The organism is Psychrobacter sp. JCM 18901, from assembly GCF_000586435.1.
GTDB lineage: Bacteria > Pseudomonadota > Gammaproteobacteria > Pseudomonadales > Moraxellaceae > Psychrobacter.
On sequence record NZ_BAWH01000019.1, the window covers coordinates 41116 to 54816 of the forward strand.

General features: G+C 43.3%; 11 protein-coding genes and 2 pseudogenes. 9 read left to right on the forward strand and 4 right to left on the reverse strand.

The annotated features are described in order from the left end of the window. The first annotated feature begins 85 nt into the window (after window positions 1–85). Window positions 86–2493 (forward strand): annotated as a pseudogene (locus tag TT11_RS13110) (heavy metal translocating P-type ATPase). Window positions 2494–2615: 122 nt separating this feature from the next. Continuing rightward, window positions 2616–3008, forward strand: coding sequence for a Cu(I)-responsive transcriptional regulator (cueR, locus tag TT11_RS13115; RefSeq protein ID WP_261870766.1), 393 nt, complete (start codon window positions 2616–2618; stop codon window positions 3006–3008). On the opposite strand, the gene TT11_RS13120 is transcribed toward cueR, so the two are convergent. The 4 genes from TT11_RS13120 to TT11_RS13135 all read right to left on the reverse strand — a co-directional run bounded on the left by TT11_RS13120 (window position 2982) and on the right by TT11_RS13135 (window position 4598). After that, entirely contained in the window at window positions 2982–3539 is a 558-nt protein-coding gene (locus tag TT11_RS13120) for a hypothetical protein (RefSeq protein ID WP_261870767.1), read from the reverse strand. The two genes, cueR and TT11_RS13120, sit on opposite strands and share 27 nt — an antisense overlap. Before the next feature lie 169 nt (window positions 3540–3708). Next, window positions 3709–4080, reverse strand: a complete 372-nt coding sequence (locus TT11_RS13125; protein ID WP_261870768.1) for a LysR substrate-binding domain-containing protein — start codon at window positions 4078–4080, stop codon at window positions 3709–3711. After that, on the reverse strand, window positions 4056–4232 hold the full coding sequence (locus TT11_RS13130) for a hypothetical protein (RefSeq protein ID WP_261870769.1): 177 nt from the start codon (window positions 4230–4232) through the stop codon (window positions 4056–4058). The genes TT11_RS13125 and TT11_RS13130 overlap by 25 nt, the downstream gene beginning before the upstream one ends. A 27-nt stretch (window positions 4233–4259) precedes the next feature. Then, on the reverse strand, window positions 4260–4598 hold the full coding sequence (locus tag TT11_RS13135; protein ID WP_261870770.1) for a LysR family transcriptional regulator: 339 nt from the start codon (window positions 4596–4598) through the stop codon (window positions 4260–4262). Between the two features lie 466 nt (window positions 4599–5064). Here TT11_RS13135 and TT11_RS13140 point away from each other — a divergent pair, with 466 nt between their 5' ends. The 7 genes and pseudogenes from TT11_RS13140 (at window position 5065) to TT11_RS13170 (ending at window position 13620) form a co-directional block, all read left to right on the forward strand. Beyond that, window positions 5065–5742: a glutathione S-transferase family protein gene (locus tag TT11_RS13140; RefSeq protein ID WP_261870771.1), complete on the forward strand. Its 678-nt coding sequence runs from the start codon at window positions 5065–5067 to the stop codon at window positions 5740–5742. A 128-nt stretch (window positions 5743–5870) separates the two neighbouring features. Next, on the forward strand, window positions 5871–6998 hold the full coding sequence (locus TT11_RS13145; protein ID WP_261870772.1) for a zinc-binding dehydrogenase: 1128 nt from the start codon (window positions 5871–5873) through the stop codon (window positions 6996–6998). A gap of 429 nt (window positions 6999–7427) precedes the next feature. Beyond that, a complete protein-coding gene (locus tag TT11_RS13150) occupies window positions 7428–8384 on the forward strand; it encodes a homocysteine S-methyltransferase family protein (protein WP_261870806.1) in 957 nt (318 codons plus the stop codon). 157 nt (window positions 8385–8541) lie between these two features. Next, window positions 8542–9725 (forward strand): annotated as a pseudogene (locus tag TT11_RS13155) (amino acid permease). A gap of 985 nt (window positions 9726–10710) precedes the next feature. Continuing rightward, window positions 10711–11397: a glycosyltransferase gene (locus tag TT11_RS13160; RefSeq protein ID WP_261870773.1), complete on the forward strand. Its 687-nt coding sequence runs from the start codon at window positions 10711–10713 to the stop codon at window positions 11395–11397. A gap of 673 nt (window positions 11398–12070) precedes the next feature. After that, window positions 12071–12385, forward strand: coding sequence for a hypothetical protein (locus TT11_RS13165; protein WP_261870774.1), 315 nt, complete (start codon window positions 12071–12073; stop codon window positions 12383–12385). Window positions 12386–12513: 128 nt separating this feature from the next. Then, window positions 12514–13620, forward strand: a complete 1107-nt coding sequence (locus tag TT11_RS13170; protein ID WP_261870775.1) for a glycosyltransferase — start codon at window positions 12514–12516, stop codon at window positions 13618–13620. Window positions 13621–13701: the final 81 nt, after the last annotated feature.

The following is a 13701-nucleotide window of genomic DNA, read 5'->3' on the forward strand; positions in this document are numbered from 1 at the left end:
ATATAGTTAAAAACGACAGAGGTTGTTATGAAAACAAAAAAATACTAAAGCCCATACTTATCAAGAAGTGCTGAGCACTGAAGGCATGAGTTGCGCCTCGTGTGTCGGGCGTATCGAAAAACCATTAAAAAAATATTGAACATGTTGAAAACGCCGAGGTAAATCTTGCAACTGAAAAGGCGACTGTTTATTCATCGCAGCCTTTAGATGTTGCCCAGTTAAACAAAGCGGTAGAGCGCGCAGGCTATAAAGTGACTGAAACCAAGCCTATCGAGCTATCTATAGAAGGCATGAGCTGTGCCTCTTGCGTTGGACGAGTAGAAAAATCCTTAGCCAAAGTCGCTGGCGTGCAACAAGCCACAGTAAACCTTGCGACTGAACGCGCTTGGATTAAAGGCGATGCTCAAATAAAAACGAGTGAATTGATTGAGGCCGTTAAAAAAAGCGGGCTACGAGGCCAAACTGGTAGAACAAGACCAAAGTGATCGACAAGATAAGAAAGCCACGGAGCAAAATCAGCTTAAACGAGATTTGGGACTTTCTGCGCTGTTGTCACTGCCCGTATTCATTTTAGCAATGGGTTCGCATATGATTCCCGCCTTTCATATGTGGGTGGTGAATAACCTTGGCACTCAGCAAAGTTGGCTAATACAGTTTGTCTTGACCACATTGGTACTACTCTTTCCAGGCCGACGCTTTTATCAAAAAGGTGTGCCAGCCTTATTACGTTTTGCGCCAGATATGAATTCGCTAGTAGCGATTGGTACCATCGCAGCGTATGGCTTTTCTCTGATAGCGACTTTTATCCCGCAAGCGTTACCTGAAGGCACGGTGCACGTCTATTACGAAGCCGCTGCATGATTGTGAGCTTGATTTTATTAGGACGCTATTTTGAAGCAAAAGCTAAAGGTCGTACTTCTGGGGCCATTCAGCATTTAGTAGGCATGCAGGCAAAGACGGCCCGTGTACAGAAAGATGGCAAAATCATTGAAATCCCTGTAGAAAACGTCACCGCACAAATGATCGTTGAGATTCGTCCAGGCGAGCGTGTGCCTATCGATGGCGAAGTCGTTGACGGTCACAGTTATATTGATGAATCTATGATTACTGGTGAACCTGTCCCTGTGAAAAAAACAAGCAGGCGATCAAGTGGTCGGCGGTACTATCAATCAAAATGGCACCGTGAATATTCGAGCCACGGCCATTGGTGAAGATTCTGTATTGGCGCAAATCATTCGTATGGTAGAACAAGCCCAAGGCTCTAAATTACCAATTCAAGCATTGGTGGATAAAGTCACCCTGTGGTTTGTACCAGCCGTGATGTTTTTATCAGCATTGACCTTTATAGTTTGGTTGATTTTTGGCCCTGACCCTGCCTTAACCTTTGGTTTAATCAATGCGGTTGCCGTGCTCATTATAGCCTGCCCTTGTGCAATGGGATTGGCCACTCCCACCTCTATTATGGTCGGCACGGGACGTGGTGCAGAATTAGGTGTGCTATTCCGTAAAGGTGAAGCGCTACAAATGCTTCAGGATGTGAGCGTAGTGGCCGTTGATAAAACAGGCACATTGACTGAAGGCAAACCTACCTTAACGGATTTCCAAGTCCAACAAGGGTTTGAGAAAGAACAAGTCCTACGTATGGTGGCATCGGTTGAAGCAAAATCTGAGCATCCCATTGCCTTAGCCATTGTACAAGCCGCAGAACAACAGAGTATTCAACTGCTGCCTATCACTGATTTTGAGGCGATGACAGGTTTGGGTATTCAAGCAAACGTGGCAGGACAAGTGATTCACATTGGCGCGGATCGTTATATGCAACAATTGGGTCTTGATGTTACGCCTTTTGAACAAGATGCGCTACGTTTGGGGCAAGAAGGTAAAACCCCACTCTATGTCTCTATTGATCAGCAATTGGCCGCTATCATTGCCGTTGCCGACCCTATTAAAGAGACGACTCATGCCGCCATCGCCGCACTACATCAGTTGGGCTTAAAAGTAGCCATGATTACAGGTGATAATCGCCATACAGCCCAAGCGATTGCCGCAAAATTAAATATCGATCAGGTAGTGGCAGAAGTGTTGCCTGAAGGAAAAGTGGATGCAGTACGCCAGTTGCAAGAACAATATGGCCGAGTGGCATTTGTTGGCGATGGTATCAATGATGCCCCTGCATTGGCTCAATCCGATGTTGGATTGGCCATAGGTACAGGCACAGATGTGGCGATTGAGGCGGCTGAAGTGGTGCTAATGTCAGGTAGTCTGCAAGGTGTGCCCACCGCGATTGCATTGAGCAAAGCCACCATCAGTAATATCAGACAAAATCTGGCTTGGGCATTTATTTATAATGTTGCTTTGATCCCGATTGCCGCAGGTGTCTTGTATCCCGCATTTGGTATCCTGCTCTCACCCATTTTTGCGGCAGGTGCAATGGCGCTGTCTTCCGTTTTCGTATTGGGTAATGCGTTACGCCTCAAGTACTTCAAAGTATAGTCAGCGAACTACTAAACCGCTACAGAGTGAATATAGAACCGTAAAGGATATCCATATAGTTTAAACCTTAATGGTTAAACCCTTTTGTTATTTGAGTCCCTTTTTAAGTTAGGAGGATAAATATGAATATTGGTCAAGCATCAAAGCAATCAGGTATCTCTACCAAAATGATTCGCTACTATGAGCAGATTGGCTTGCTAGAAACCGTAAATCGCTCGAACTCAGGGTATCGTTTGTATTCTAAAGACGATATAGACGACCTATGCTTTTTAAGACATTCTCGTGACTTGGGGTTCTCATCCAAGCAAATGAAAGAGTTATTGTATCTGCGCAAAAATGCCAATCGTCAGAGTGCAGATGTTAAGCAACTGACACAAGAGCACATTGAAACGTTAAACCAAAAAATAACCCAATTGCAGGAGATGGTCGACTCTCTACAGAATTCTTTTGATCATTGCGCAGGCGATGATAATGCAGAGTGCGCTATTTTAGAGGATCTTGGGCAGGGTCAATAAAGTAAATGAGTTAGTTATACATTTTTTTGCTAACCATACCTTATGGGTTTTGTTTTCAGGAATTAGCCCTTTGCTTACAAGTCCTTTTAAACATCCAAATCTGGAGTGACCTTCGACCAAATGTAACCCATAATCTAACTCATAATCTAACTCAAGAAAAAGTGGTGCTCTTTTCCACGTGCGATTATGCTCCCAGTACATTACAGTCTGTTTTGTATGCCCAATTAGTTTCCAGTCTGAATCTATAGAAACGCCACAAGACTTTATATAGCAGGTATTTACCCACTCTTGAAAACCAGGAAAAACTGTAGCACATGATATTTCGTCAAAGGTGACACTAATAAGCTCCCAACTTAAATTATAAATGTCTAATTCAGAGTATTGTTCTTGAAACTGATCTTTACGTCCATGATCTCGATAGAACTGTTCTAACACATCTCTTGGTGTATTAGGCAGTTTCAAGATCAGTTCGTCAATATCTATATTTCCTGCTTGATCTGAATGAAGACCCATCAAATCTTTAAATTTCAAAATTACCTCACAATGCAGATTTCGGAACGTGTATGTAGACGTAATGATTCTCATACTATAAAGGTCACTTGATGTACTCATAAAAGGAGTTAATTTGCATTGAGTACCTCTCATACCCCAAATAAGCTGACTAGCACACTTCCCTTATATCAACGCTCATTTCCTACTTTTATCCTCTCAACAAAAAGTCTACGGCGGCTTTTACTTTTGGTACTAGATAGCGCTGCTTTTGATACAGCAGATATACGGCCATATCAGCGTGCTGCGTGATTGCTAATGGATGCTCAAATTTAATCTCTTGCAATGCCCCTGACTCAAGATATGAGGATAGTGCCCATCGAGTGGACATCAAAATCCCTTCACCATCACAAGCCTTTTTGGCAAGCCATGGTCCGTTGTTTGAAATTGCCACTGTTGGTCCTGATACATCATGCCACTGATCGTCCACATAGCAGAGCCAAGGCGTTGGCCCGTTTGGGGCTTTGAAATACAGGCCTTTATGTTCTTTTAACTCCATCACATGGTTGGGTGTACCATGCATCTCCAAATAACTGGGCGACGCAACGGGAATAAACCATTGTCCATGAGCCTAATGGCAAGCACTCGCTCATTTGGTGCATAACCCCCGCGAATCGCAATATCGACATCGTCACGTCCTAATGCTGATAGCTCATCACTGAGACTGACATCCAATACAATCTCTGGTATAACTTACCAAACTCATCCAACAGTGGTAGCAGTATTTTTTTCACCAAAACCCACCATAGAGCTGATGCGTAACCGTCCCATCGGCGTCGTTTGATAACTGCGTACTGTTTCTTTGCTTTGCTCGATCTGATCTAGTACTTGCTGCATATCGTCATAATAAACCTGCCCTACTTCGGTCAATTTAACGATTCGGGTCGAACGCTTTAACAGTGTCGCGCCCAAGCTCTTTTCTAAATCAGATACTCGTCTTGATAGTGAGGATGGCGGCACTTTGAATGCATTTGCTGCCTTAGTAAAACTGCCTGTTTCTACGACTTTGCTGAAATACTTGATGGCACGTAATTGATCCAACTGACCTCTCCATTTAGATGAATGTGTGAGCATTTTCGCTTTATTATTGTCTTAAAAGCAATAGTGATTCACGTTATTCCTTATATATAACCACATTAAAACCAGTAATAATGTGTTTAAGTTAGGGCGTGCTTGATATTCGACCATGGCACTGACAGAGACTATTTTTTTAGACAGTTCGACGTTAAAAATAGTAAGTTTAGTCATTCTAAGCGTCTATGTTTTAACAATGAAGTGGCAAAAAAATAGTCCTGTCTCCTTCTGTTTATATTGGAGCTGATGCTAAAACTGCCCCATACTGTGTTGTAAATCTAGTTAAGGCACGAGCATTACCGTCGTTTTACGCCTTGTCTGGAACCGTTTTAGCAATCAGCAGTGCCTATTTGTGAATATCAAACACGCCCTAAACGTTGCAATGAAAACACGATTAAAGATAACTTTTACGTCAACAATGGAAGAATGACTTATGATTACTTTGCACGGCTTTGCTGCAAGCAACTATTACAACATAGTAAAACACGCTCTTTTATATAAGGGCGTTCCATTTCAAGAGGACCTTTTGTACGCTGGTAGTGATGATCTACTAACCGTTAGTCCAGTGGGTAAAGTACCTGTGATCACCATGCCTGACGGTTTTAATCTGTCAGAATCCAACGTGATTTGTGACTTCCTTGAAGAAACATATCCTGAAAAGCCACTATATCCTGCCGATGCAGCAGAACGCGCGACTGTACGTCAGATTATGAAAATAGCAGAGCTGTATTTTGAGCTACCAAGTCGTCGTCTGATTCCATATGTATTTTCTGGTACTCAAGCACCTAACGCAGTCAAAGAGGAAGTCCGTCAAGTATTAGGCCGCGGTATTATTGCTATTAATCGCTTATGTCAATTTTCGCCTTGGATTGCAGGCGAGCAATTCACCATGGCTGACATCTATGTGCATCACGTCAACACTATTGTCAACGCTTTTGGAGCGACTCAGCTTGAGTGGGATGTACTGGCAGAAGTGGACGGCATGAAAGAATGGAACAAAGCCATGAGTGAAACTGACATTGCAAAAAGCGTTCAGGCAGACAGTCAAGCAAACATGCCTGAGTTTATGCAACACGTTAAAGCTCAAATCCAAGCCGCAAACGCTAAATAATATATAGCGATGTGGTCACTAAAAATGAGCCACATTAAGAAAATTACTAAAATTCAATAACCTAAAGAACAGCCAATACCATAAAGGGATTGGTCAAAAAAATCTAACTATTTGCAGGAGCAAATCTTATGACCGATAAAAATAAACAACTGGTTTCAACCATCAGTGATGACAACAAATTAACCCTGTCTTTAAAAGACATCGAGATGCCGCAACCCGGTGCTGACGAAGTTGTCGTTCGCATGGAAGCCATGCCATTGAACCCCTCTGATTTTGGTGTGATGTTCAGCGCCGCTGATATGTCAACCGCTGTACAATCAGGCACTGATGACAGCCCGATCATTACTGCTGATGTGCCTGCGAAATTCATGCCATCACTCAAAACGCGGGTAAATAAAGACACCCCTGTCGGCAATGAAGGCGCTGGTACAGTCGTCGCAGCAGGCTCATCAGAAGCCGCACAAGCACTCATGGGCAAAATGGTTGCAGTGATTGGTGGCGGTACATATCGTCAATACCACTGTGTCAATGTAAGGAGCTGCATAGAAATGCAAGACGGCACGACAGCTACCGAGGCTGCATCGTCTTTTGTAAACCCGCTCACTTCACTGGCAATGGTCGAAACCATGCGCGCTGAAGGCCACAAAGCCATCGTACATGCAGCAGCCGCTTCTAGCCTTGGTCAAATGCTAAACCGTATCTGTATGGCAGACGGTGTTGATTTGGTGAATATCGTACGTAAAGATTCGCAAGAAAAGCTATTGCGCGATATGGGCGCAAAGTATGTGGTGAACTCAAGCAGCGAGACGTTCCTTGCTGATTTGACCGCCGCGATTACTGAAACAGGCGCTACGATTTCGTTTGACCCTATCGGTGGCGGTAAGCTCACCAGCGATATTCTAAACTGTATGGAAGCAGCTATCACTCGTGACGTAGAAGAATACAGCGTCTATGGCTCAAATACCTTTAAACAAGCTTATATTTATGGCGCCTTAGACCGTGGTCCGATTACCTTAAACCGTAACTTTGGTTTTGCGTGGGGTGTGAATGGTTTCCTACTGTTCAATGCACTAGGCAAACTGGGCACTAAAACTGTCGTGAAAATGCGTCAACGTGTGGCAGAAGAAATCACCACCACCTTTGCGAGCAGCTATACGCATGAAGTGACCCTAGAAGAAGCGCTACAGTTAAAATCAATCGCCGCTTACGGTAAACAGGCGACTGGTGAGAAGTACTTGATCAAGCCTCAAGCTTAATAATTGTTTGAAGCATAATATAGAAATAAAAAAGCAGATATTCTAGGATGTCTGCTTTTTTATGTCTGACTAAAAGTCATCGTCACCTCGCATTTACTCACAATTTGTATAGACCTCATCAGAAAAACCATGCAATACCTATACTCGAACAAGGCAACCAGATGCCAAAAGTAATCAATTAACATTATTACTAAACTTTTGGTTGCATCTACTCCTTATTACGCCTAGTATTTCGTCCCTTTAAATAACTCTATTTCTCAAAATATAGCTGATTCAGTTTGAAAGAGAGACAAGGCAACCAAGCGCAGATGTAACTGTGATACTTCAAGTGAGGTTAACGCTGTCACTCTTTTATAGAGAATTGACTATAGAGTCTTAGTAGATGTACCTATTCACTATAAAGAGGGACTTATTATGTCAATTGACGCAATCACAATTATTGACGGCGGCTTGGGTCGAGAGCTAGCCAAACGTGGCGCACCATTTCGTCAGCCTGAGTGGTCGGCGCTGGCAATGATAGAAGCGCCTGAGATCGTCCGTGACGTGCACCGCGCCTTTATCCAAAGCGGCGCAGCGGTAATCACCACCAACAGCTATGCGCTCGTACCCTTTCATATTGGCGAAGAGCGTTTTGCCAATCAAGCGCAAGCGTTGGCTACCTCAGCAGGCGAGATGGCGCGCGCTGCAGTCGAGATGGAAGGCCGCGACACTAAGATTGCAGGTTCCATCCCGCCACTATTCGGCTCATATCGTGCCGATTTGTTTGACGCGGATCACTTGGAAGATATCGCCACGCCACTTATCAAAGGTTTGAGCGAATATGTGGATTTTTGGCTGGCAGAAACCCAAAGCCTAATCGCTGAATCTGTCGCTGTTCGCGAGCTACTGGACACGCTCGATACTAACAACAAACCATTATGGGTTTCATTCACCCTAGAAGACAGCGAGCATCTCGATGTACCACGCCTACGCTCAGGTGAGACGGTAAAAGAAGCCGTTACCAAAATGGCGGATATCAATGTAGAAGCAATCTTGTTTAACTGCTGTCAGCCAGAAGTGATTGACCAAGCGCTTGATGTAGCGCAAAGCGTGTTGCAAGACAAGGATGCCGCGCACATCAAACTTGGTGCGTATGCCAACGCCTTTCCACCACAACCAAAAGACGCTACAGCGAACGATGGCCTCGATGAAGTGCGTGATGACCTAACCCCGCCTGCCTATCTGGTCTGGGCAAAAAAATGGCAAACCCAAGGCGCATCACTAATTGGCGGTTGCTGCGGTATTGGCCCAGAGCATATTCAGGCATTGAGCCAGCATTTCACAAGCACTTTGACAACAGCTACTTTAACAACAGATACTTTGACGACAGGCACCTCAACAAAATAGAGATCGCACGATGCAAAATGGACAAAAAAATTGGGCTAACCATGCTCACTGCCATCGTGTTTAGCTCGATGGTCGGTGCGGGTATTTTTAGCCTACCGCAAAACATGGCCGAAGTGGCAGGCGTGAACGCATCATTACAGCATGGATCATCACCGGCGTGGGTATTTTGTTCCTCGCGGGCTGCTTTTTACATTTATCACGCCTAAAGCCTGAACTGGATGGCGGTATTTATACCTATGCTAAAACAGGGTTTGGCGATTTGGCAGGCTTCTTTTCGGCATGGGGTTACTGGCTGTGTGCGACGATTGGTGTGGTCGGTTACTTGGTCGTGGCGTTTGCCGCGCTGGGTAGCTTTATTGATACACCAACCAGTATTGTTTTTGGTGAAGGCAATACGCTATGGGCGCTGGTCGGTGAATCTATCATTTTATGGCTGGTACATTATTTGGTACTGCGCGGCGTTAAGCAAGCGGCATTTATCAACTTGCTGGCGACTTTGGCAAAAAGCTTACCGCTCATTGCTTTTATTGTGTTTGCCTATTATGCCTTTGATATGCAGACCTTTAATGCTGACCGCGCGGGAACGACGTTGGACGTGCCCTTTATGGAGCAGGTCAAAGGGACAATGCTGATCACCCTATGGGTATTTACGGGTATCGAGGGCGCGATTGTCTTATCGCAGCGTGCCAAGAAACGCGCTGATATCGGCCGCGCTACTTATATCGGTGTGTTGTGTGCGCTGGTGTTGTATGTTGCCATTACCCTGCTCTCTCTCGGATCATGAGCCGTGTGGATGTGGCGGCTCTCAGCAACCCATCGATGGCAGGTATCATGGCGCAAATGACGGGCGATGTGGGTAAATGGGTTATCAGTATTGGTCTTATCATCTCGGTATTAGCATCTTACCTGAGCTGGATTCTCTACTCGGCTGAAGTGCCGTTTACCGCGGCGAAGTACAATGCGTTTCCACGTATATTTACCAAGCAAAACGCACAAGGCACGCCAACGGCATCATTACTACTAACCAGTTTGACCGTGCAGCTGTGCTTACTGATGATCTTTTTGACCGGTAAAGGCTATAACACCTTGGTGATTATCTCCACCTCGATGATTTTGATTCCTTACTTTTTGGTCGGGGCGTATTTGGTCAAAGTATCATTTGCACAATCAGAACGCTGGAGCATCAAAGCCATCGGTCTGGGCGCGAGTGTCTATGGTATCTGGCTAATTTATGCTGCTGGCGTGGATAACTTGCTGTTGTCCTTGCTGCTGTATATACCTGGTTTAGCGATTTTTTTATTACAGCCGCTATCAGGCACGGCAGCAGTTAACATAATCTAGCTGATCGATAGCTCTCTATGCTGACAATATAAAAGGTCCAAAAACGATGGTTTTTGGACCTCTTTTAGTAGCGGTAGCGGCTTCAGAATATATGCAATCAAAGAAACAACCGCAAATATCAAGTATTAAGTAGGGAAAGCCACTACATAGTCGTCTTTATGCCATAGCTAAAACTTAGTCAATAACGCTTCAAAATCCTATAAAAAGATATATCTTATTGCCGAGACTCTAATTCGATCATCTCAGGGTAATCATTGGCGTACTGGTAACCATCTAATCTATTGCAGACTTTGACTTTGACTTTGACTTTGACTTTGACTTTGACTTTGACTTTGACTTTGACTTTGACTTTGACTTTGACTTTGACTTTGACTTTGACTTTGACTTTGACTTTGACCGAATAGATAAAGTTGATTTATTATGCGAGTCAACGCTAACAGTCGATCCAGATTATTATCTCGTTCGCAAAAAGAGTTCGTCATCATCATCAACTGTCGACGCTGTCTGGAACTGGTGTGTCACTCATTTAGCACTGGCTTGATTTAGTCAGGGCTAGCTAAGCATCAATATAAATAACCTAATCTCAAATTGATTAACGTAATTAGCTTCTGAAACTAACTACGATTTCAGTCGTGTTTTTCTATCCTACTACAGTCGTGCTTCAACGTAATGATGCAGACCTTCCTGCTTTTTTTATCCTTTTACTAACTACCCTAACTCAAAAATAAAAAACAGTTACCTACCCCCTTCTCAATCAAAAAACGCCCTATTTTTACGCGATTAAAATACTAAGTTTTTATGTCACATTACGTACAACTTACACAGTTAATTTATCACAAACAATTATCGGCTAAATCATTACTTAATTCTGTATTAGCATGCATTGGTATTCATTAAATGACTGAAGATACAAGTACTTACATTACCCATAAGCATACTATTCTTTATATAAATTTCACTTGTTGTACATGCTTAAGGACCAGACATGACTGCTAACACACAAGAAGCTTTGACTAGCGCAGCACTCAGTTTTCAGTTGATGACGCGAGCTGAGCCTCCAGAGTTGGTTATTGCCACAATAAAGTCGTTATTAGCAGTAAAGGAAGCATGCGATGAGATATTGATTATCGATAATAATAATAAAGAGACGTCGTTATATGAGCCGTTAGCAGCATTTTGCCAAAGCTTAGACGCTGAGCTGAATGTCCATTTTCATCACATTGATCATGTCGAAGGTTTCAAAGCGGGCGCTTTAAACTTGGCACTTGGGTTAATGAGTCCAGACTGTAGTCACATTGTGGTTGTCGATAGTGATTACCAAGCATTACCACATGCTAGAGCCTCTATTACACAGGCTATCGCCCAGTATCCTGAGCATACCCTACTGCAGTTTCCGCAGTTTTATCGTAATGAAGGACAGCTCGATGCGCATAGCGAGTTGAATCACTATTTTAACCATCATCTGTACCGCTCTTTTAATCGCAATCGCGCCTTATCAACGGGTACTTATGCAGTCATTCGACGCTCGGATCTTTTGAGCATAGGAGGTTGGTCAGGCGCTTCTATCACTGAAGATGCTCAGATGGGCGTGCTTATGCATCGACAAGGTTTTCGCAGTCAGTTTGTGCCAGAAGTTATTGCCAGAAGTTATTGCCACAGGCTTACTACCTAACACGCTAGATGACCTAATATGTCAACGCCGACGCTGGATCTACGGCAATATGCAAGTGCTCACGGATTACTTGTCAGTCCCGTACAACTCTCCATTTCAACATGTCTCGCAATCTAAAAGTATGAGTGAACGTCTAGCATATATACGCGCTCATCTGTCTCAATTGAGTGCTTGGGTCAATTTTACAGGGTTCTTTATTCTTTTGCATATTTGCTCATTACTGGTAATGGTTGATATGCTTTCAATAAATAAAGCTGACGTGTCAATGCTTGCACCTTTATATCTGGTTTATGCAGGCTACACATTTTTTATCCTTAGACGGTTGTGGGCATATTGCGTGATCAATCGCCTCTCAATCAACAAATAGATGACAACCATCAGCCGCGTTTTAGCAGAAAGATACGTGCATGGTTGATGCATTTGAATTTTTGGGAAATTGGCGCGTTATCATGGCTTCCTGTGCTGTGGGGACGAGAGAAACCTTTTGTTTGTATAGTCAGTTCAATATAATTTCGATACAAGGAAACCGAGTGCAAGTTATACATTAGTATGCTTAGCAGGATGACGATGTATCGGATTTATATAGGCTTGACTATACGCCAAACAAAACTATATCCAAAGTCGTCAGTCATTACTCCTTAAGAATATAGCGGCGTTACCAAAACTGCTGTTGGTGCTAAATATCATTACAGTCCTAGTTGTAGCACCGTTTTCACCGCTCTATTCGCCAGTACTATTTATCTGTGCAGCGGCAGTTTGTATTCTCAAACTAAGCGCAGCCAAGGTAGCAATGGATAACTTCTCTGATGCTCGAGCAGATATACCAAGTATGAGTAAGGTTCTTAAGCAGACTTTAAAGGTAGCCCATGAAAAGAAGACGACTATCACGACATCTTATGCGACGTCTTTATTTAAAGATAAAAAAAACCATCGACTCATAAAAGTTAGTACTTATAAAACTAGTACTTATAAAGATAGCGATTCGTAAAAACTTGTGATTTATATAAGCCAATTTTGAACCAAGGTCATTATATTGTCTTTTATCGTTTCTATACTATGTTCCCTATACACCACTCTACTAACCAAAATGCTTATAACTATAAAGGTCTTAAAAACATGATTAGGTCTTCGAATTCACCGCTACGTATTGCCATTATTGCGCATTCACTGTATCCCATTGCCCAGCCTTACGCGGGTGGTCTAGAAATGATTACCCAATTGATTTGTGATGAGCTAGTGGCGCAAGGTCATGAGGTATTGCTTTACGCTCATAAAGATAGCGATACAAAAGCAACGTTGGTGCCATTATTGACTCGTCATGAGTTTAACAAGATGGTCTATGATAATGAGCATGAAACGGTCGCCATGGGCCGTGAAGAAATGTACCAATATCTCACTTATCAGATAGCCTTACGAGATATTATCGAACGTGATGATCGTGGTGAAATTGATATCGTACATAACCACAGTCTGCATCACATTCCGATGATGACAGGCCAAGCATTTGGCGAAAGGTTTTTTACCACTTTTCATACGCCTATTTTTCCACAGTTACGTTTGGCGCTTTTAACACTGCGCTCTGGTACAACCACTCAATTTACAGCGATTAGTAAGCACCAACAGCAGTTATTCGCTGAGTTTGTCCCCTCACAAGTGGTATACAACGGCATTGATGTCGAATCCTTTATTTCCAATACAGAATCGCTTGGCAATACTAATGGTAGCGATGACGAGGTATATTTTTGGTATGGACGTATTTGCCCTGAAAAAGGCACTCATTTAGCCATGCGGTACTGCATGGAAGCTGGAAAAAAACTTATCATTGCAGGACCTAAAAGCAACGAAGACTACTTCAATCAAAAAGTAGCCCCTTTGTTGTTTAAAGACAGTAAGAGTGGCGATGACAAACTATTCAGTTATGTAGGTCATGTCACCAAGGACGAGATTAACAATTACTTGTGCCAAGCAACTGCCATGCTATTTACCAGCACTTGGGACGAGCCATACGGATTGACCTTGGCTGAGAGTTTGGCATGTGGCACACCAGTGATTGGTTTTGATGCTGGAGCCAGTGCCGAAATTATTACTTCAGAGACAGGAGTCATCGTACCTAAAAAAAAGACAAAGCCGCCTTTATCAATGGTTTTGCTACGATTAAAAATATATCACGCCAAGCCTGCCGTAACCGTGCTTTACAGTTTTGTTCAGTGTCAGCCATGGTAGACGGCTATCTGAAACTGTACCGAGCAGCGTTAAAAAATAGAACTGCGTTGATAGAAGACAATTCAGAAAGTTATATCAACA

Coding starts and splice junctions, on each gene's coding strand:
- TT11_RS13170 (WP_261870775.1), top strand. CDS start 12,514: ATGATTAGGTCTTCGAATTCACCGCTACGTATTGCCATTATTGCGCAT.
- TT11_RS13160 (WP_261870773.1), top strand. CDS start 10,711: ATGACTGCTAACACACAAGAAGCTTTGACTAGCGCAGCACTCAGTTTT.
- cueR (WP_261870766.1), top strand. CDS start 2,616: ATGAATATTGGTCAAGCATCAAAGCAATCAGGTATCTCTACCAAAATG.
- TT11_RS13125 (WP_261870768.1), bottom strand. CDS start 4,080: ATGCATGGTACACCCAACCATGTGATGGAGTTAAAAGAACATAAAGGC.
- TT11_RS13145 (WP_261870772.1), top strand. CDS start 5,871: ATGACCGATAAAAATAAACAACTGGTTTCAACCATCAGTGATGACAAC.
- TT11_RS13140 (WP_261870771.1), top strand. CDS start 5,065: ATGATTACTTTGCACGGCTTTGCTGCAAGCAACTATTACAACATAGTA.